The organism is Pedobacter rhodius, assembly GCF_027213645.1.
GTDB classification, from domain to species: domain Bacteria; phylum Bacteroidota; class Bacteroidia; order Sphingobacteriales; family Sphingobacteriaceae; genus Pedobacter; species Pedobacter rhodius.
Map to the genome: position 1 here is coordinate 89719 of NZ_JAPWGL010000002.1, position 21799 is coordinate 111517.

The window sequence follows — 21799 nt, forward strand, 5'->3', positions numbered from 1 at the left end:
TTAAATAGTGTTAAAGAGTTGTAAATCAGAAGTAATAATCTTGTTAATATTCTGTACTTTCCAACCAGCCATTGCATAAAACATCTGCAATGTGCATGGTTTTAATCGGAAGTTTATTTTTATCAATATAACCTTGAAGATGTAAAAGGCAGGATAAATCTGTTGAAATGATATAATCTGCATTTTGAGCTAAAGCATTATTTACTTTTTGTTCGGCCATAGCTGATGAAATGGCATCGAATTTCACAGCGAAGGTTCCTCCAAAACCGCAACACATGTCGGTATCTTGCATTTCGAGCATTTCTAAACCATGAACTTTTGATAGCAGTTGACGAGGTTCGTCTTTGATTTTACATTCACGCAGTGCACTGCAAGAGTCGTGATAAACAGCTTTTCCCTCCAACTCGGCTCCGAAGTAATCTTTCTTTGCTACGTTAACCAAAAAATCAGATAATTCCCAGATGTTGGATTGCAAACTGCGGCATTTATTATGTACAATAGTATTGGTAAATAAATCGTTAAAACCACCTTTTACCATGCCTACACAAGATGCCGATGGGGCAACAACATAAGTATTCTCGGTAAAATCATTTAGGAATTTCGTGCCGACTTCTTTCGCTTCATCCCAATAACCCGCATTATATGCAGGCTGACCACAACAAGTTTGTTTTGAGTTGTATTCTACTTTGCATCCCGATTTTTCCAGTAATCTTAAGGTATTAAAAGCGGTTTCGGGATATAATTGATCTACAAAACAGGGCACAAACAATTCTACTTTCATCAACAAATATTCTTTAGCGTGCAAACTTACAATTTTACGGTTTCTTTACGCTCGATTTTTTTCAAGAGTACTAAAAACACCAATCCGATTATAAAAAATGATGCCAGCGCAATAATGGATTGACGCATGCTATGTGTCAGTCCTTCTATGAATGCGAAGCTAAATAAACCGATTACGATTGCCAATTTCTCTGTGGCATCGTAAAAACTAAAAAAGGAAGCGGTCTCCATTGTATTTTCAGGGATATGCTTGGAATAAGTTGAGCGGGATAACGACTGTATTCCGCCCATAATTAAACCAACAATTGCAGCTAAAGCATAAAATTGATAGGCATTAACAATGGAATAGCCATAAATACAACAAGCTATCCAAACCAACACAACGATTATCAAAACGTTTATATTGCCCATTTTTTTGGCTAAAAGCGACATCATCCATGCACCTAAAATTGCAACCAGCTGAATGATCAGGATAACTGCAATTAAACTGCCTGATTCTAATTTTAAAACTTTCGCACCAAAACCCGCTGCTGCAAGCATAATGGTTTGTACACCCATCGAATAGAAAAAGAACGCAATTAAATAGGTTTTTAAAAACTTCATTTGCTTTAACTGGTTCCACACTTTTACAAATTCGCCGAAACTGCTTTTGATAATACCTTTACCTACAGCAGCTGCATTTGGAACATCTTTTGGTAACACCTTAAAAGGAATTTGTGCGAATAAAAACCACCAGAGACCAACTAATAGAAATGATATTTGAGCAGGGAGCGATGGGTCTTTAATGCCAAAAAGATCCGGTTTTAAAACAAATACAAAACAGATCAACTGTAAAATAACACTTCCAACATAACCGTAAGAAAAACCCTGAGCGCTTACCCTATCCTGGTTATCGGTTGAAGCAATGATTGGCAGGTAAGCATTGTTAAACATTACGCCGCCTACATAGCCCATTGCCGCTAACACAAAGCAAATAATTCCGGCTTCCAAAGTTTCTAACTTAAAAAAGAATAAGCCCATACATGCGAAAGAACCAATATAGGTAAATAGTTTCATAAAGAACTTCTTTTTGCCTTTAGCATCGGCATAAGACGATAATATTGGCAATAACACAACCATTATCAAATAAGCAAATGCCAGTGCATAATTAGAAAGAACGGTATTTATAAATGTTTTACCGAAAAACGTTACTTCATCTCCATGTTCCTTTGTCGTAGTAATGGCAACATAGTAAACCGGAAAAATAGTTGATGTAATGACTAAGTTATAGGCCGAATTTGCCCAATCGAAGAAAGCCCAGGAACGAATGGTCTTCTTGTTATTTTTTTCTATCATTTGGTTTTTTCGCTTCGCGGATGATTACACTGATTAGCTCCACCCTAACCCTCCCCGGAAGGGAGGGCGTGCAAAGCGATTATATTTTTTTAAACTTCGCCAATAGTGACTGTTACAAAAATAACATTTTATTGATAATTTAAGACGGTCTTTACACCATCTTCCATCATCCAACTACAAGTAGTATTTCTTCCCGTCAGTTTTTATCTTACCGGCATCTAATAATTCTCGAATAGCATCTATTCGTTCATTTTCAGCAGCAATTTTGATGTTGGTTACTAAATCATCTAAACTTAGAGGCTGTTGCTGAAGTAAAGAAAGAATTTCAAATTCAATTTCATCGTTCATCTGCACTTCATTTTCGGCTCGTTTTTCGGCCAGGCAAACATCGCAAACGCCACATTTCGTTGCTGTGTGCTCATCAAAATAATTCAGTAACTGAATGCTACGGCATTTATTTGAGGTCGTATAAGCAACAACAGCATTAACCTGCTTAATCAAAATTTCTTTTCTCAGTTCCAGGTATTTCACATCTAAATCGAAGTGATCCATATCCACCCTCGGTCGAGTATATTGTAACTGTGGCTGGTCGGTTTGTTGAATGTAAGTAAGCATTTCTATCGACTGCAATTTGTTCAACAAAGCAACGACGTCTTTATAGGACAAACCTAGTTTCTTTGCCAAATCAGACTCATTAATCCTGACGAAACCATCAAAAGCACCACCGTAGGAGCGTAGAATGGTTTTGATAACACCGTCGTAAGCTTTGTTCTCAATCTGGAAACGATAAACATCTTCATGACCCACGATAAACATCAACCTCGACGGTAAAAAAACGCTTTCAGATAACGTGATGTAGCCATCGTGTTCTAAAAACTTTAAAGCAGAAATGGTTTTTAAAACACTAATATTAAAACGTTTACAAAAATCAGCTATATCAAAAGTAAAAGTAAGACCTTCTCCTGCTCCAAAAGCCAGCTGAAAGTAATTGCCTAAATAATGATATACTTTTCTGATTTCATCGGGCGAAGGAAAAGTATCTATGTAACGGGATTCCAGATTCAGCACATCAGACTGATTGGCCAGTAGAACCGCATAACTTCGCTTTTCATCACGACCCGCTCTGCCCGCTTCCTGGTAATAAGCTTCTAAACTTTCGGGTAAATCTAAATGCACGACAAAGCGTACATCTGATTTATCTATCCCCATCCCAAAAGCATTTGTGGCCACCATAATTTGGGTTTTATTCAATTTCCAGTCTTCCTGCTTTTGAAAACGAACATCGCGTTCTAAACCTGCATGGTAAAAGTCTGCTTTTATTTGATTGCGATTGATGAAGTTGGAAACTTCAGCGGTTTCCCTCCGATTGCGAACATAAACCAAACCGGTTCCTTTTACATTTCTGCAAATCTCAATCAGCTTTTTATATTTATCTTCCTGTCCGAAAACGACATAACTTAAATTATCTCTGGCAAAACTTTTAACAAAAACCTGCGGGTCTTTCAGTTCCAGTTTCTCTACAATATCCTTTCGAACAAATTCTGTCGCCGTTGCCGTTAAGGCTAAAACCGGCACATCAGGAAGAATTTCCCTGAGTTTTGAAATCTGTAAATACGGTGGACGAAAATCGTAACCCCATTGCGAGATGCAATGCGCCTCATCAACTGCGATTAGGTTTACGTTCATATAAGAAATTCTAACACGAACCAAATCAGACAATAAACGTTCAGGAGAAAGATAAAGAAATTTGATTTTACCGTAAATGCAATTATCCAACAGGATATCGATTTCACGTTTACCCATGCCTGCGAAAATCGCTATCGCTTCAATACCTTTCGATTTCAGGTTTTCTACCTGATCTTTCATCAGCGCAATTAAAGGTGAAACCACGATGCAAATCCCCGCTTTAACCAAGGCCGGGACCTGAAAACAAATTGATTTACCGCCGCCTGTTGGCAAAAGCGCCAGACTATCTTTTCCCTCTAAAACCGAAGCAATAATATCCTGCTGTAGCGGACGGAAAGCCTGGTGTCTCCAATATTTTTGTAAAATCTCTATTGCTGTCATAAATCGGCAGTATCAAAACTATAAAAAAGCTGTTGATATTGCTAAATTGCGCCACAATTAATCAACATTTAGATGAAACAACTCTATTTTCTTTCAGCGCTTTCTCTTTTATTTTTTACTTCAAATGCCCAGGAAAAGAAATGGGATGTCGAAAAATTTCAGGGTACCATTAAAAATTTTACGTTAAATACCGATGAAGGCACCTGGATGAACCTCGATGTGAGTCCTGATGGACAGGAAATAGTTTTCGATTTGCTCGGCGATATTTATACGATGCCGATTTCGGGTGGTCAGGCAAAATTAATTAGTGGAGGTATTGCTTACGATGTTCAACCCAGGTTTAGCCCGAATGGAAAATACATTTCTTACACCAGCGATAAAAGCGGCGGCGATAACATCTGGCTAATGAATCGCGATGGATCGGGTAAAAAACAAATTACGAAAGAAACGTTCAGGTTACTGAATAATGCAACCTGGATGCCGAACAGCGAATATATAGTGGCACGTAAACACTTCACAGCGGGGCGCTCTTTGGGTGCGGGCGAAATGTGGCTATATAATATAAATGGTGGCGATGGTGTTCAGCTCACCAAGCGTAAAAACGACCAGCAAGATGCCGGTGAACCAAATGTTTCGCCGGATGGAAGATATCTTTACTTTAGTGAAGATGTTAGTCCGGGGCCTAATTTTGAATACAGTAAAGACCCGAATGGAACAATTTATGCCATTCGTCAGCTGGATTTAACAACAGGAAAACTGAATACCTTAATTAATGAACAAGGCGGAGCTTGTCGTCCGCAGGTTTCGCCTGATGGAAATTTAATCGCTTTTGTGAAGCGCGTTCGTTTAAAGTCGACACTGTACGTCCAGAATATCAAAACGGGCGAAGAATGGCCGGTAAACGAAGATTTGTCGCACGACCAGCAGGAAACCTGGGCAATTTTTGGTGTTTATCCAAATTTTGCATGGATGCCGGACAGTAAAAGTTTGGTGTTTTACGCCAAAGGAAAAATCAGAAAAACAGAAATTGGAAATTTAATCACTTCAACCATTCCGTTTCAGGCAAATACCATTCAAACGGTTCAGCAAGCCTTACATTTCGAACAACAGGTTTTCAGCAATGATTTTTCAGCTAAAATGGTAAGGCAATTAACGACCTCGCCTGATGAAAAAACTATTGTTTTCAATGCTGCAGGTTTTCTTTACAAACAAGACTTGCCAAATGGCAAACCTGAAAGATTAACGAGCGGATTGGATTTTGAATTCGAACCGGCTTTCAGCCCCGATGGAAAGTTTGTGATTTACACAACCTGGAGCGATGAACTTCGCGGAGCGATAAAAAGAACGGATTTAAAATCAGGTAAAACGATTACTTTAAGTGATGAAAAAGGTTTTTATTATTCGCCACAATATTCAACTAAAGGTGATAAAATTGTTTTTAGAAAAGGTAGCGGGAATGATGTTTTAGGCTACAATTATGGTCGCGGAACAGGAATTTTTATCATGCCGGCGAATGGAGGCTCAAAAACTTTGGTTTCTGAAAATGGAATAAAGCCATCTTTCAATAATAATGATACCCGGATTTATTTCCAAAGTTATGCCGACGGCAAAAAAGCATTAAAAAGCATTGATTTAAACGGCGCAAACGAAAGAACACACTTTACTTCCCAATATGCGAACCAGTTTGTGGTTAGTCCTGATAATAAATGGCTGGCCTTTAATGAACTTTTTAATGTGTACATCACACCGATGATAAATGTTGGAACCGCTCAGGATGCATCGGCGGTAAATAAAGCAATTCCTGTGGCAAAAGTGACCACCGAGGGCGGAACATATATGCAATGGAGCGCCGACAGTAAAAACCTGCATTGGACATTAGGTCCAAAATATTTTACTATCGATGTGAACAATGCTTTCAATTTCGATGGTTCAACACCTAAAACTCAAGCCGGCTCAATCGACATTAACCTGACCTTAAAAAGTGATGCACCAAGCGGACTCATGGCTTTGAAAGGTGCAAGAATTATTTCAATGAAGGGTGATGAAGTGATCGAAAACGGTACCATTTTAACCGATGGAAATAAAATCACAGCGATTGGAAAGGCTGATGCGGTAACCATACCTGCAAACGCAAAAGTAATTGATGTAAACGGCAAAACGATTATGCCGGGCATCGTTGATGTTCATGCACATTTGCGTACCAGCCCTGATGGAATTTCCCCTCAAAGCGATTGGAGTTATATGGCGAATCTGGCTTTCGGAGTAACTACTGCTCACGACCCATCTAGCAATACAGAAATGGTTTTCAGTCAGAGTGAAATGCTTAAGGCGGGCCGAATGATTGGTCCGAGGGTTTATTCTACAGGATCGATTTTATATGGCGCAGATGGCGATTTTAAAGTCGTTATCAATAGTTTGGATGATGCAATGGCAAATTTGAAAAGGTTAAAAGCCGTTGGTGCATTTTCTGTTAAATCTTACAATCAACCACGCAGAGAGCAACGCCAGCAAATTTTAGAGGCTGCCCGTCAATTAAAAATGGAAGTTGTGCCCGAGGGTGGTTCAACATTTTTCCATAATATGAATATGGTTATTGATGGCCATACCGGTATCGAGCATAGCATTCCCGTTTTACCGGTTTATAAGGATGTAACCACACTGTGGAACAATACTTCAGTTGGTTATACGCCTACCCTAATTGTGGCTTACGGCGGTCAGTGGGGTGAAAATTACTGGTACGACAGAACGAATGTTTGGGAAAATGAAAAGTTAATGACCTACACGCCGCGTTCAATAATAGATGCCAGGGCGCGACGCAGAACAACTTCTGAATATAGCGACTATAACCACATCGATATTGCAAAAGCAGCTAAACAAATTGCCAATGGTGGTACAAAAGTAAATCTTGGTGCTCACGGCCAAATTCAGGGATTGGGTGCACATTGGGAGCTTTGGATGTTTGTTCAGGGTGGTTTTTCCCCATTGCAAGCCATCAGAAATGCCACTTTAAATGGTGCATATTATTTAGGAATGGATAAAGAAATTGGTTCATTAGAAGTTGGAAAATTAGCGGATTTAGTAATTATGGATGCCAATCCTTTGGATGATATCCGTAATTCGGAAAAGATTAAATACGTGATGATTAATGGCCGTTTGTATGACAGCGCAACAATGAATGAAGTTGGAACCAGAGAAAAACTTCGAGGTAAATTATGGTTTGAAAATGCAAAGGGAAATGGTTATATCGTTCCAAACGGCGAATCAGAAACCTGGACTTATACGGTTCCTCATTGTGACTAATTAATTTTTTACCATATAAGGGATTTAAAAAAATATAAGACTTTGAGCTTATATGAACCTTATATTTCTTATATGGTAATTTTTACAAAACCAACAATCCAAATTCTCTTAAAGTGTTTATGGGTTTTGAATACCAGAACAATTCGAAATTTTCCATTTTGGCTTCAAAATCTGCTTTAACTTCCGCAAAAGTGTAAACTTTATCATTCGAAATATGAATCTTCTCTAAAATGGAAACCAACCACTCGCCTTCGTTTTTATTGGTTTGAATGGTAAAACTTTCCCGTTTATCGTTAAAGGTTAGTGAGGCCATTTCCCAGGTATTTCCTTTTTTCGACTTCGTAAAATATTCAGCTGATGGCTTTCCGCCTATCCATACCACTTTTGCGGTTGGTTTAGTATTAAAATTATCATCATCATTTAAAGCCCGTTCAATAAAATCAGTTGGAATTTTTGTTTTTGGGATTTTAAAATCAAACCAATCCTGCAATTCATAATCAAAACAGATACCATGCATGAAATTGAATAACGATTTTTTTAATCCGTAACTGAATTTATTATGGTCGATGCCCGTTTTATCGATGTAGTTAATGTCGTTATTAGCGAAAGTACCGATGATTTCTGTTTCTTTAACGACACCAAATCTTTCAGGATACATACCGACCGGACTATGAGCCGTCATGGCAAACTGGTGCCAGAAACCGGATTGCAAGACACCAGCTTCGAATAATTGACGAACCATTTCCAAACTATCAACCGTTTCCTGCACTGTTTGCGTAGGATAACCATACATCAGATACGCATGGACCATGATTCCTGCAGCCGTAAAATTTCGCGTTACTTTTGCCACCTGCTCCACCGTGACACCCTTATCAATCAGTTTTAATAACCTATCGGATGCCACTTCTAATCCACCTGAAACCGCAATGCAGCCGGATGCTTTCAGCAACAAACACAAATCGGCAGTAAAGCTTTTTTCGAAACGAATATTTGTCCACCAGGTTACCGCTAACTTTCTGCGGATGATTTCCAAAGCCACTTCCCGCATCAATGCAGGCGGCGCGGCTTCATCTACGAAGTGAAAACCATTTTGCCCGGTTTTCGCATATAAATCCTCAATCCTATCTACAATTTGTTTTGCCTGAACAGGTTCGTAAATCTTAATGTAATCTAAAGAAATATCGCAGAAAGTGCATTTACCCCAGTAACAGCCATGCGCCATCGTCAGTTTGTTCCAGCGGCCATCGCTCCACATGCGGTGCATCGGATTTACAATTTCAATAACCGAAATGTATTTATCCAACAGTAAACCTTCATAATCAGGCGTACCCACATCAGCTTGTTTATAATCTTTCCGGAATGAATCATTTTTATAAACAACTTCGTCATTTTCTAAAAGAAACGTGCGTTTATACATTTGCAGTTCTGCTGGAATAGTTCCGTTGATGTTTTGAATCAGCAATTCAATTGGTAATTCGCCGTCATCCAACGTAATAAAATCGAAAAACTCAAAAACACGTTTATCAGAAAGCGAGCGTAATTCAGTATTCGGGAAGCCGCCACCCATCGAAATTTTTATTCCAGGATAATTGGCTTTTACCCATTGCGCACAACGAAAAGCACTGTATAAATTACCCGGAAAAGGAACTGAAATTAAAAACAGTTTGGGTTGAATCGTTTCTATCTTATCTTTTAAAACTGAAATCAGGATATTATCAATATAGGTAGGTTCTTTTTGCAGGGCACCGTACAATTCATCAAAAGAATTTGCACTTCTGCCTAAACGTTCGGCATATCGGCTAAAGCCAAAGTTTTCATCAATACATTCTACAATGTAATCCGAAATATCTTCCAGGTAAAGTGTGGCTAAATGTTTAGCTTTATCCTGCGTTCCCATTGCACCGAAAGCCCAGTCAAGTTCCTCCAATTGCACAAAACGGGATGCCTGAGGTAAAAAATCATCACTACAAATCTGTAAAGCCAGTGTTGGGTTTTTGCCTTGAAGAAAAGCAATTACCGCATCAATTGTTTTTAAATATTCATCTTTTAAAGCCAGAATTCTTTTGGCATTATCGCTTTTGGATTTTTGGTTATCAACTTGAAATAGATCTCTTAATCCCGTTTTTGAAAACAGTTCTAAAATCACTTCAATACCTAAATCAGCCTGAATTGACGATATATTTTTGGTATTCAGAAAACCTTTTATATATGCCGTTGCCGGATATGGCGTATTCAGCTGGGTAAATGGCGGTGTAACGGCAAAAATTTCGGTTTTCAAAGGAAATTGTTTTTCTACAAAAGTAAGGGAATTTTAAGACTTATAGTTTAATATTAAAACCGGATTCTGAACTTCTTCTGTTGTAACTCCAAATTTGATATTCTTTTGGTTTTTTTAGCTATTTCCGGCTTTCGTCTGCAATACCCATATATTAAGTTTAGCCATTAAACCTTCTACAATAGTCATTGTCGTATTAAAAAACCAAACTCACACATTATGAAACAACTAAAACTTTTGCCGGTATTTATATTGCTATCTGTTATTGGCTGTAAAAAATGGAATCCTGCTCCCGCCGAAACGATGTATTTTCCATCTAACACTTCCGGAGAATGGGAAACGAAATCAATATCTGCTCTGGGCTGGAATCAGAATGCCGTAACAGACTTAAAAAAATTTCTTACAGAAAAAAACTCCAAATCATTTATGATTCTTGTAAATGGAAGAATTGTTTTAGAAGAGTATTTTGATGGACATACACCCACAACAACATGGCAATGGAATAGTGCCGGCAAAACATTAACTTCTGTAGTAACAGGCATAGCACAACAAGAGGGATTACTGAACATAAACAATACGGCATCTCAATATTTAGGTTCAGGATGGACCAGCGAACCTGCAGCTAAAGAAAATTTAATCACGGTAAAACATTTACTGACAATGACATCAGGACTGGATGAAAGCAGCGATTTGGTGGTGAAATCAAAATTAACTTATGTGGCTGATGCCGGAACCCGATGGGCCTATGCCAATGTTTTTCAAAAATTGATGGATGTTGTTGCTTCAGCCGGTAACCAAAACTATGAAACTTATTTTAACAGCAAATTGAAAAACAAAATAGGTATGGATGGTTTTTGGGATAACGGCGTCATATTCAAAATTTATAATAGTAATACACGTAGTATGGCCAGATTTGGTTTGCTCGCATTAAATAATGGAAAATGGAATAATGAGCAAATAATTAACGAATCTTATTTTTCCGAAAGTATAAAATCTTCACAAAGCATTAATCCTTCTTATGGCTATTTATGGTGGTTAAATGGTAAAAATACTTATATGATACCCGGGAGTCAAACTGTCTTTCAAGGCAGCCTGGTGCCAAATGCACCAGTTGATATGTATGCGGCCATGGGTGCATCAGATCAACGGATATACATCATACCAAGTAAAAAAATGGTTGTCGTTAGAATGGGCAATGCATCTGATCCGGCAAACCCATCCTTTGCGGTTTCTGGTTTCGACAATGCGCTTTGGCAAAAAATAAATGCGGTGATAAATTAACTATAATTCAGTCGTATAATTGGCTTTTGTAAATTCAAACTTCCAGAAAAGTTAATAAAAAAACTTATAAAATTCTATCCGGGTTTGGATTTATACTTTAATTATAGCTTTATTTGCACAAAAACGTATTTCATGGCCAAAAATTTATTAATCGTCGAGTCACCCGCAAAAGCTAAAACTATCGAAGGCTATTTAGGTAAAGATTTCCTGGTGAAATCGAGCTACGGCCATATCCGGGATTTAGCTAAAGGTGATATGGCGATTGATATCGCAAATGATTTTGCACAGACATACGAAGTTCCTGCAGATAAGAAAGCCCTTGTAGCTGAATTGAAAAAACTTGCTAAAGAAGCCGAAATGGTATGGCTGGCGTCCGATGAAGACCGTGAGGGAGAAGCCATTTCGTGGCATTTATTCGAAACTTTAGGCTTGAAAGTGGAGAAAACCAAGCGTATCGTTTTTCATGAAATCACCAAACCGGCAATATTAAAAGCAATTGATAGTCCGAGGAGTATTGATTACAATTTGGTTAATGCACAACAGGCTCGTCGTGTTTTAGATAGATTAGTGGGCTTTGAACTTTCTCCTGTATTATGGAAGAAAGTAAAACCATCGCTTTCTGCTGGCCGGGTACAATCCGTTGCGGTACGTTTAATTGTCGACAGAGAGAGAGAAGTTCAAAACTTTAATGCTGCTGCTGCTTATAAAATTACTGCCCAGTTTTCTACCGGTAAGGGAAAAGAAATTGTTAAAGCCGAGTTACCACAACGTTTCGAAAGCGAAGCAGATGCTGAAAAATATTTACAGGACTGTGCTACAGCTAAATTTGATATTTCAAGTTTAGAAACCAAACCGGCAAAGCGTAATCCGGCAGCACCTTTCACCACTTCAACTTTACAACAGGAAGCGTCAAGAAAATTAGGCTTCTCGGTGGCAAGAACCATGCAGGTGGCGCAAAGGTTGTACGAGGCAGGTAAGATTACCTACATGAGAACAGACTCCGTAAATTTATCTGAAACGGCTGTTAATGCTGCTGCTGCTGAAATAAAATCGGCTTATGGCGATAAATACCATCAACCAAGGGTTTATAAAACGAAATCGGCAGGTGCACAGGAAGCGCACGAGGCCATTCGCCCTACTTATTTCGACCGGCATACTGTTGATGGCGATATTTCAGAAAAACGTTTGTATGATTTAATCTGGAAACGATCCATTGCCTCGCAAATGAGCGAAGCCCTATTCGAGAAAACAACTGCTCATATTACGGCATCAACCAGAAAAGAACATTTAGTTGCTGAAGGCGAAGTTTTAAAATTCGATGGTTTCTTAAAAGTTTATTTAGAATCTACGGATGATGAAGAAAGCGAAGAAAAAGAAGGCGGTTCAATTTTACCTCCCTTAGCTAAAGGACAGGAATTATTTTTAAAAGAAATGCAGGCAACGGAACGTTATTCCCGTCCGCCGGCAAGATATACAGAAGCCAGTTTAGTTAAAAAATTAGAGGAACTGGGCATTGGTCGTCCATCTACTTATGCACCAACCATTTCTACGGTTCAAAATCGTGGATATGTTGTTAAAGAAGATAGAGATGGTAAACCGCGTAAATTTACAGCCATCACTTTAGCCGATGGTAAAGTAACTAAAGATACAAAATCTGAAATTACAGGTGCCGAAAAGCAAAAACTCTTCCCTACCGATATTGGTGAGGTTGTAAATGATTTTTTAGTTGAACACTTCAAAGGAATTGTAGATTTTAACTTCACGGCCAAAGTGGAGAAAGAATTTGATGAAATTGCGCAAGGTTTACAAGAGTGGACTAAAATGCTGCACTCTTTTTACAGCCCTTTCCATACAGAAGTTGAAACCACGTTGGAAACTGCCGAACGTGCAACAGGCGAACGTTTACTGGGCTTAGACCCCGTAAGTGGGAAAAATGTTTATACCAAGGTTGGAAAGTTTGGTCCGCTGGTTCAAATCGGCGAGCTTGATGAGGAAGAAAAACCGCGTTATGCAAGTTTGATGCGTAATCAGTCAGTTGCCACCATTAGCTTAGATGAAGCTCTGGAATTGTTTAAGCTGCCCATGCAGCTGCCAGATTTTGAAGGCAAGGAGGTGATGGTTGGCGTTGGCCGTTTTGGTCCTTATGTGAAATGGGGTGAGGCTTTTATTTCGTTACCTAAAAACGAGGAACCACTTTCTGTTACTTATGAAAGAGCTGTTCAAATTATACAGGAAAAAATGGATGCTGATGCGCCTATCGCCTATTACGAAGGTTTAGGTGTAACAAAAGGCAAAGGTCGTTTTGGTCCCTTCATAAAATGGAACGATTTGTTTATCAATATCCCGGCTAAAGGCTACGATTTTGATAATTTATCGCAGGCTGATATCGAAACCTTAATTAGTAAGAAAGTTGAAAAAGAGGCTAACCGATACATTAAAACCTGGGATGCAGAAAAAATTTCTATTGAAAATGGCCGTTGGGGACCGTTCATCCGTTTCGGTAAATTGATGCTGAAACTGAGAAATAACGAAGCGACAAAACAAAAATATACCGCTGAAGAATTGGCTGAGGTTGATTTGGACGTGATTAAAAAAATGATCGTAGAGCAAGTACCAAACGCTTTTGAAACAAAGAAAAAGGCACCTGCGAAGAAAAAAGCGCCGGCTAAAAAGGCTATAGCGAAGAAGAAGTAATTTTGAACAAAGATTAAGTGTTTAAACTCTAATGATTGATTGTCTTTAATCTTTGTTCCTTTATCCTTAATCGTCCAAATGAAAGCAGATTTACCAGAAAATACAGTTGAAGATATCGCCATGGCCGTTGTGCTAATGGGCGAAACGCCGGAGGTAAAAAACTGGACTGTTTACATTGTTAACTTAAAAAACGAGCCGCTTACCAATGTTTTAATCAGTTCGAAAGGTTATGGCGAGAAAGATGGAAAGCAAGTTAAAACTTCTGTCTTAAGGCATTTTATTGGTGATATGAATGCGAATGATTTTAAAGGCGTTGAAGCCATTGACCCCGAAGTTTTTGGTTTAACTAACGAATATTGGTTAAGTTATTACATTGGTTCTACCATTTACGATAAGAAATTTATTTTCCTCCCGGAAAGCATTATCGATTCGAACCTAATTAAAATACCATTAGTGAACAGACCTGGAGTGATGATTAAATAAAGTCTTTGAAGATTTATCAAGTTAAAAATCTGTATTATTCCAAGAAGATATAGTAATATTATTACTTCTTAATTGTTTTTCACTTCCTGCGTAAATTATCTGGCCACCAGTACTATTTGTTAATTTATTCCAAAAAGTTATTCCTTTAAAATAATCATTATTAATTGTTTTACCTGCTTTTATTTCAATTGGTGTAAGTTGTCCTGCATCATCAATCAAAATATCGATTTCATTGCCTACATTATCTCGCCAAAAGAAAATATTATCACTTAAACCTAGATTAAATCTACTTTTAAGCATTTCTACAACAATCATGTTCTCAAACAGACTGCCTTTAACCGGGTGAGTATCTAGCTGAATTTCACTTTGTATCCCTAAAAGTGCAGCAACCAAACCAGTATCATAAAAATATAGCTTAGGCATTTTAACTATTCGCTTATTAAAATTTTGATGGTGAGGTTTTAAAAGGTAAATAACAAAACTACTTTCCAAAATACCAATCCAGGAGGCAATAGTTTTACCGTCTACTCCCACCTCAATTCCCAAGCTATTCATATTTAGTAACTGACCAACCCTGCCAGCACATAATCTCAAAAATCGCTCAAATAAGGATAAATTGGTAATATTTTTAATTTGCCTAACATCTTTTTCTAAATATGTATTGATGTAATTTTGATGCCATTTAAATGGAGGAATATTTTGATCGTAAATTGGTGGATACCCTCCTTTCACTAGAAACACATTTATATCATTAGAAATGATATTAACTGATTTTAATTCGGAAACAGAAAAAGGTAAAAGTTTTATATAGCCTATTCTACCTGCCAGGCTCTGAACTATGCTTTCCTGTAGCAAGAAATTATTCGAACCAGTTATAATAAACTTTCCTGGTGTTGATGATTCATCAAGAGCTTGTTGAAGATAGGAAAAAAGATTTGGGGTTCTTTGCGCTTCATCTAAAATTGCCCCATTAGGAAACTGACTCAAAAATCCACGAGGGTCATCGTTGGCAAACAAACGAGTATCAGGATTTTCTAATGAAACGTATGGCTTATTTGGAAAAACATTTTTTGTTAGTGTTGTTTTACCGGATTGACGAGGACCAATTACAGCAACAGCTTTAATTCTAATAGTTCTTTTTTTGCAATTCTTTCAACCATAAACAAATTTACAATTTGGGAATCAAATTCCGAAATTGTAAAAAAAATTTCTATAACACCTTAACCGCCTGTCTACCAAGTAACTTCCACCCCGCTTTTTCCTTACTCCAGATGAGTAGAATATACAATTTTACATTTCCAGGGACATTTTTATCGTTTGTTTTGGCATTTAAAGTATGACGAACTAAGGCTGTTTTGCCCTGAACGATCACGGTTTGGTCTGTTAGATTAACATCTACAAAATCAGATTCTCCCGATAATAATGAATGCATAAATTCCTGCTTGTTTTGAATCTTCCCACTCGAATGTCCATAACTTAAATTGTTCAGGATAATTTTATCTAAAGCTGAACTATCAGGCGAAACCATCAGTTTGGTTAGTTTAGTTACTGCATCTTCTACTTCAGTTTTTTGTGCAAAAGAGATATTTGTCATTAAAATCAGACTCGAAAAAATTATTAGTTTCTTAATCATATCTGGTCGAAAATTGAGTTGAGTTTGTAAACTTATCTAAATCAAAGCAAAGGAACAAACTCATTTCCAGAAAGCACTATAATTCGATCCGATAGCTATCATATGAAGTGTAGCGGAATGGCGAACTCATTAATGATCAGATAGGTTCAAAGATTTTACTTTACAGAGCATCGTGTTTTCAACTTTGTTCGAAATGATGACTATTGCTAATGGCGAATGTATTCAACAAACTTAAGCGATTTCAAATCATCTTCACAATTTCTAATTTTTCAACATAATTTCTTTTAAAAGGAATTTTAGCTAATTTGAAAACATATCTATTAAAATTTCAACAATGGAACAACCATCTACCTACCAGTCATCCTCCAAAAAGAAATTTATTTTTATCGGCTTATTAGCGGTTTCAATTGCAGCAATCGTTTTTATTTATTTTAACCGGAAGAAAAAAACGAATGAGGATAATCAGGCCTATGCAAAATATATCGAAGCGTATACCTCCGGAACCATCTCAAAAAAGAGTTTTATCCGCATTCATTTAGCAAATGCTGCCAGCGGAATGCAGGATTTAGGCAAGGCAGATTCTCGCGAATTATTCGATTTTTCGCCTTCAGTTTCCGGAAAAACCTATTGGATAGATCCTCAAACCGTCGAATTTCGTCCGGATGAAAACCTGAAACCAGGCGCAGCATACGAGGCAACTTTCAAACTATCGGAAGTTTCGGCTACGGAGAAAGGGTTGGAAGATTTTGATTTCGAATTTAAAGTTATTACGCCAGGTGTGATGTTTTCGCAAAACGGCTTGGTTTCTCAAAACAATACTTCATTAGATTATATGAAGCTGACCGGAGAAGTTGCGACCGCTGACGCCGAAGAAATTTCTAAGATCGAGAAAATTATAGAACTGGATTTCGACCAGAAATTGAAAATAAAATGGCAGCACGACCCTGCCAAAAACAGTTCTAAATTCACCATTGATAGTATTAAAAAGAAAAGTGCCGACCAATCTTTAAAAATTGATTGGGATGGCGATGCAATTGATGCCAACCAAAAGGGTGAAGAAAAAATCCGGATTCCGGCTTTAAATAAGTTCGAAATTCTGGATATGAAAGCCATTCAAGGCGAAGAAGATTACGCTTTGGTACAGTTTTCGGAACCGATTGGCGTTGGGCAGGACTTAACCGGAATGATTTCGCTTGGCAACCTGAACGATTTACGTTACACCATAGATGCTAGTCAGGTTAAAGTTTATGCTGCTGAAGAATTGAAAGGTAATTATGCTCTAAACGTAAACAATGGCGTCGAAAATATCAATGGCAAAACCTTATACGGAGGAAAAACAGCTAATCTGGTTTTTGAAGATAAAATTCCGTCGGTTACAATTGCAGGTGGTGGAACCATTTTACCAAACTCGGGTAAGCTGGTTTTACCGTTCGAGGCCATCAATTTAAAAGCTGTTGATGTTACGGTAATTAAAATTTACGAAAATAATATCCCTCAGTTTTTCCAAACCAACAGTTATAAAGATGGTAAAGAATTACGTCGTGTAGCCAAACCTATTCTTCAAAAAACAATACGTTTGGATGAGGATAAGACATTAAATCTACATAAAAAAAATCGTTTCACTTTAGATTTGGATAAAATGATTCGTACCGAACCCGGTGCAATGTATCGGGTAACCATAGCTTTCAGGCAAGAATATAACGTTTACAATTGTAAAGCAGGCGAAGAAAGTGTTGATGAAGATGAAGAGTCAGAGGAATATGGAGCGTATGATGGGTATGGCGAAAATATTGATGAAGACGACGATTTCTGGCAACGTTATAACAATTTCTATCCAAAAAATTACCGTTGGAATGATAAAGACAATCCTTGTACCCCATCGTTTTATACAAACGAACGCTGGGCAAGCAGAAACTTAATCGCCTCGAATATCGGTTTGGTTGCAAAACGCGGTAACGACAATAGTATGCTTATCATTGCTACGGATTTATTGACTGCAAAACCTTTAGGTGGTGTAAATCTGGAGCTGATGGATTACCAGAAGCAAATCATTTTTACGACTAAAACTGATGGTGATGGATTTGCCAGGTTCGATTTGAAGCGTCAACCGTTTTTACTGATTGCCAAGAATGGTTCGGAACGTGGTTATTTAAAATTAGATGATGGGAGTTCGTTACCATTGAGTCGTTTCGACGTTGGTGGCGACGTAGTTCAAAGTGGCTTAAAAGGCTTTATTTATGGTGAGCGTGGCGTTTGGCGACCAGGCGATAGCTTATTTGTTTCTTTCATTTTAGAGGATAAGCTAAAAAAACTGCCCGCTAATTACCCTGTTACAATGGAATTCTATAATCCAAAAGGCCAGCTGTATAAAAGATTGATTAACGGCAAACCTGTAAATGGTTTTTATACTTTTAAAACGGCGACAGAAAGCACTGCTCCTACAGGAAACTGGATGGCAAAAGTAAAAGCCGGCGGTGCAACCTTTACCAAAACCTTGAAAATTGAAACGGTAATGCCAAACCGATTGAAAATCGATTTCAACGTAGGCAGCAGAACCTATTTAAGCACAGGTACATCTGCCGCAACTTTAACGGCTAAATGGCTTTTCGGTACCCCGGCCCAGAATTTAAAAGCCAAGGTTGATGTAAACCTCAACACTACAGAAACCAAGTTTAAAGGTTTTGAGGGTTTCAGTTTTGATAACCCCACTGTGAATTTCGAATCGCAGGTAAAAACCATTTTTGAAGGTACATTAAACGCAGCCGGAACAGCTCAAATTAACACCAAATTAAATGAAAACAATACTGCTCCTGGTGTTTTAAGAGCAAACTTTACTACAAAAGTTTTCGAACCGGGAGGTAATTTCAGCATCGATAATTTAAGTATCCCGTACCACGTTTACAAAAGTTATTTAGGTATCCGTCCGGAAAAAGGCGATAAACTTAGCGGCATGCTCGTTACCGGAAAAGACCATAAAATTGAGATTGTAAATGTAAATACAGATGGAAAGTTAATCGCCGGAAATAAAACCGTTCAGGTTGAGGTTTACAAAACGCAATGGCGTTGGTGGTGGGAACAGGATAACCAATATACTTATGCAAACTTTACACAGAACCAGTACAATAAATTGGTCGAAACGCACCAGGTTAATTTATCAAACGGAAGAGGAAGTTGGAATTTACGTATCAATGAACCTGAATGGGGGCGCTATTTAATTCTGGTTCGCGACTTAAATGGCGGTCATGTCACCGGTAAATCCGTTTATGTAGATTGGCCGGGTTGGGCGCAACGTGAGCAAAGTACTAACCCTACTGAGGCATCAATGTTATCGTTTACAGCTAACAAAGAAAAATTTACCGTTGGCGAAGATATTACTTTAACCATTCCAACCGCAAAAGACGGACGGGCGTTAATTTCAATTGAAAATGGAAGTCACGTTTTAAAAACTTTCTGGATCGATACCAAAGCCGGACAAACGCAGTACAAATTCAAAGCTGAAAAAGAAATGGCGCCAAATGTTTTCGCCAACATTACGTTATTGCAGCCTCATGCACAAACCGTTAACGATTTACCAATCAGAATGTATGGTGCAATTCCGATTTCGGTTGAAGACCCGCAAACGATTTTGAAACCAACCATCAAAATGTTGGATAAAATCAAGCCTGAAACTGATAATACCATTACTGTTGGCGAACAAAACGGCAAAGCCATGACTTATACCATCGCGTTAGTTGATGAGGGATTATTGGATTTAACCCGTTTCAAAACCCCTGATCCACACAGTGCGTTTTACGCCCGCGAGGGATTGGGTGTTAAAACCTGGGATTTATTCGATTATGTTTTAGGTGCCTGGGGTGGCAATTTAGAGCGTATCCTAAGTATTGGTGGCGATGGTAGTATCAATAAAAACTTAAATCCTGCAAAAGCAAATCGTTTTCAGGCCGTTGTTAAATTTATGGGTCCGTATACAATTGGCAAAGGCGAAAACAAAACCCATAAATTCAAATTACCACAATATATTGGTGCTGTCCGGGCGATGGTTGTTGCCGGGCAGGATGCTGCTTATGGGTTTGCAGAAAAGTCTGTGCAGGTTAAAAAACCCTTGATGGTTTTAGCAACCCTGCCGAGGGTTATTGGTCCGGGCGAAAGCTTTACTTTACCGGTTACCGTTTTTGCAACAGAAAACAATTTGAAAAACGTTTCTGTCCAGCTTCAAGCCAGTAATTTAATCGTTCAGGGAACAAACAAACAGCAACTTTACTACAAGCACACGGGCGAGCAAATGGCTTACTTTGAGGTTAAGGCACCAAATACCGTTGGCATTGCCAAAGTAAAAGTGATTGCGCAAAGCGGTGCTGAAAAAACAGTTTATGATGTGGAAATGGACATCAGAAATCCGAATCCTTATGTAACCAATGTCGTTTCGGCTATCGTTCAACCACATACCAAATGGGTTGTAAATTATCAACCTATCGGGATGACGGGAACAAACTCCGGAGCCCTGGAAGTTTCTTCAATACCTGCAATTAATTTAGGTAAACGTTTGAGCTACTTAATTCAATATCCGCACGGATGTATTGAGCAAACTACTTCAGGCATTTTCCCTCAATTATACCTGGATAGATTGAGTCCTTTAAGTGAACAGCAGAAAGCGAAAACTGAATCGAACATTAAAGCCGGAATTAACCGACTGAAAGGTTTCCAAACGACAGATGGAGGCCTATCCTATTGGCCCGGAGAAGCAAATTCTGATGAATGGGGAAGTAATTATGCCGGCCATTTCTTAGTTGAAGCACAAAACGCCGGCTATACGCTACCGGTTGGCTTGCTGGATGAATTGTTGCGGTATCAAAAAACAAAAGCAATTAACTGGGCGCCAAATAGCAATAATTTCTACGGTGGCGATTTATCTCAAGCTTACCGGTTATACATGCTTGCATTAGCCAAAAAACCAGAAATGGCTGCCATGAATCGTTTGAAAGCTTTTGAATACCTTTCTGTAGCGGCAAAATGGCGATTGGCAGCGGCATACAAACTTGCCGGACAAAATAATGTTGCACAAAATATGATTAGGGGATTGGATACTTCGATTCAACCTTACAAACAATTAGGCGGCACCTACGGTTCTGATGTTCGCGATGAGGCTATGATTTTGGAAACGCTTACCCTACTTGGTCAGAAAGCGAAGGCCGCAAGTTTATTGCAACCTTTAGCTGCAAAACTTGGTGAAAATACCTGGTATAGCACTCAAACAACGGCTTACAGTTTATTGGCAATTGCTAAATTCTGCGGTTCTAATCAATCATCGAATAAGCTGCAATACCAATATGTTTTAGATGGAAAATCGGCTCCGGTTAATTCAAATCAATATCTGAATAGCATTCCGGTCAACTTTAAAGGTGGTACTGCTTCGGTTACCAATAATGGTAATAATGCATTGTTTGTTCGCCTGGTTTTGGAGGGGCAACCAATTGCTGGTCAGAACAATTTCTTACCGAATAGGCCTGAAGTTTTAGATATGAATGTCGCATATAAACGTTTGAATGGAAAGCCATTAGATCCAACTACAATCAAACAAGGAACTGATTTTTATGCTGAAGTCACCGTTAAAAACCCTGGTAGAATGGGTTATTACGAACAAATGGCACTAACACAAATCTTCCCGTCGGGCTGGGAAATTATCAATACCCGTGTTAATGATAATCAAAGTATTTTAGCATCATCACCATTTACTTATCAGGATATCAGAGACGACAGGGTATTTACTTATTTCAACATCAGAGAGAATGAAAGTTTGGTTTACAAGGTATTGCTGAATGCATCTTATGTTGGAAAATATTATCTATCGGCCGTACAATGCGAGGCGATGTATAACAATGATATTTCTGCAACGCAAGCTGGCAAATGGGTTCAGGTGGTGAAGTAGAATGCTGAATCATCTTAGAGAAATA

General features: G+C 38.3%; 11 protein-coding genes. 5 read left to right on the plus strand and 6 right to left on the minus strand.

All coding sequences use genetic code 11. The features are described 5' to 3' along the window. Window positions 1–43 precede the first annotated feature (43 nt). The 3 genes from O0931_RS05955 to O0931_RS05965 all read right to left on the minus strand — a co-directional run bounded on the left by O0931_RS05955 (window position 44) and on the right by O0931_RS05965 (window position 4182). A complete protein-coding gene (locus O0931_RS05955; protein WP_269415429.1) occupies window positions 44–781 on the minus strand; it encodes a (Fe-S)-binding protein in 738 nt (245 codons plus the stop codon). Between the two features lie 26 nt (window positions 782–807). Continuing rightward, window positions 808–2115 (minus strand): MFS transporter, encoded by a 1308-nt coding sequence (locus O0931_RS05960; protein ID WP_269414648.1) that lies wholly within the window; start codon window positions 2113–2115, stop codon window positions 808–810. Between the two features lie 174 nt (window positions 2116–2289). Beyond that, window positions 2290–4182, minus strand: coding sequence for a RecQ family ATP-dependent DNA helicase (locus O0931_RS05965; protein ID WP_269414649.1), 1893 nt, complete (start codon window positions 4180–4182; stop codon window positions 2290–2292). 72 nt (window positions 4183–4254) lie between these two features. On the opposite strand from O0931_RS05965, the gene O0931_RS05970 reads away from it, so the two are divergent. Next, a complete protein-coding gene (locus tag O0931_RS05970) occupies window positions 4255–7482 on the plus strand; it encodes an amidohydrolase family protein (protein WP_269414650.1) in 3228 nt (1075 codons plus the stop codon). A gap of 82 nt (window positions 7483–7564) precedes the next feature. Here O0931_RS05970 and O0931_RS05975 read toward each other — a convergent pair whose 3' ends face one another. Continuing rightward, entirely contained in the window at window positions 7565–9760 is a 2196-nt protein-coding gene (locus tag O0931_RS05975; protein WP_269414651.1) for a B12-binding domain-containing radical SAM protein, read from the minus strand. Window positions 9761–9976: 216 nt separating this feature from the next. On the opposite strand from O0931_RS05975, the gene O0931_RS05980 reads away from it, so the two are divergent. The 3 genes from O0931_RS05980 (at window position 9977) to O0931_RS05990 (ending at window position 14215) form a co-directional block, all read left to right on the plus strand. Continuing rightward, window positions 9977–11038 carry a serine hydrolase domain-containing protein gene (locus O0931_RS05980; RefSeq protein WP_269414652.1) on the plus strand — a complete coding sequence of 354 codons (1062 nt, stop codon included), beginning with the start codon at window positions 9977–9979 and terminating at the stop codon, window positions 11036–11038. A gap of 132 nt (window positions 11039–11170) precedes the next feature. Next, window positions 11171–13732: a type I DNA topoisomerase gene (gene topA / locus O0931_RS05985; protein WP_269414653.1), complete on the plus strand. Its 2562-nt coding sequence runs from the start codon at window positions 11171–11173 to the stop codon at window positions 13730–13732. A gap of 78 nt (window positions 13733–13810) precedes the next feature. Next, window positions 13811–14215 (plus strand): hypothetical protein, encoded by a 405-nt coding sequence (locus O0931_RS05990; RefSeq protein ID WP_269414654.1) that lies wholly within the window; start codon window positions 13811–13813, stop codon window positions 14213–14215. A gap of 21 nt (window positions 14216–14236) precedes the next feature. Here O0931_RS05990 and O0931_RS05995 read toward each other — a convergent pair whose 3' ends face one another. Next, window positions 14237–15346, minus strand: coding sequence for an ATP-binding protein (locus tag O0931_RS05995; protein ID WP_331283621.1), 1110 nt, complete (start codon window positions 15344–15346; stop codon window positions 14237–14239). Window positions 15347–15425: 79 nt separating this feature from the next. Beyond that, on the minus strand, window positions 15426–15848 hold the full coding sequence (locus tag O0931_RS06000; protein ID WP_269414655.1) for a nuclear transport factor 2 family protein: 423 nt from the start codon (window positions 15846–15848) through the stop codon (window positions 15426–15428). 334 nt (window positions 15849–16182) lie between these two features. Here O0931_RS06000 and O0931_RS06005 point away from each other — a divergent pair, with 334 nt between their 5' ends. After that, the gene (locus O0931_RS06005) at window positions 16183–21774 is read left to right on the plus strand and encodes an MG2 domain-containing protein (RefSeq protein ID WP_269414656.1); all 5592 of its coding nucleotides are present in this window, start codon (window positions 16183–16185) and stop codon (window positions 21772–21774) included. Window positions 21775–21799 lie beyond the last annotated feature (25 nt).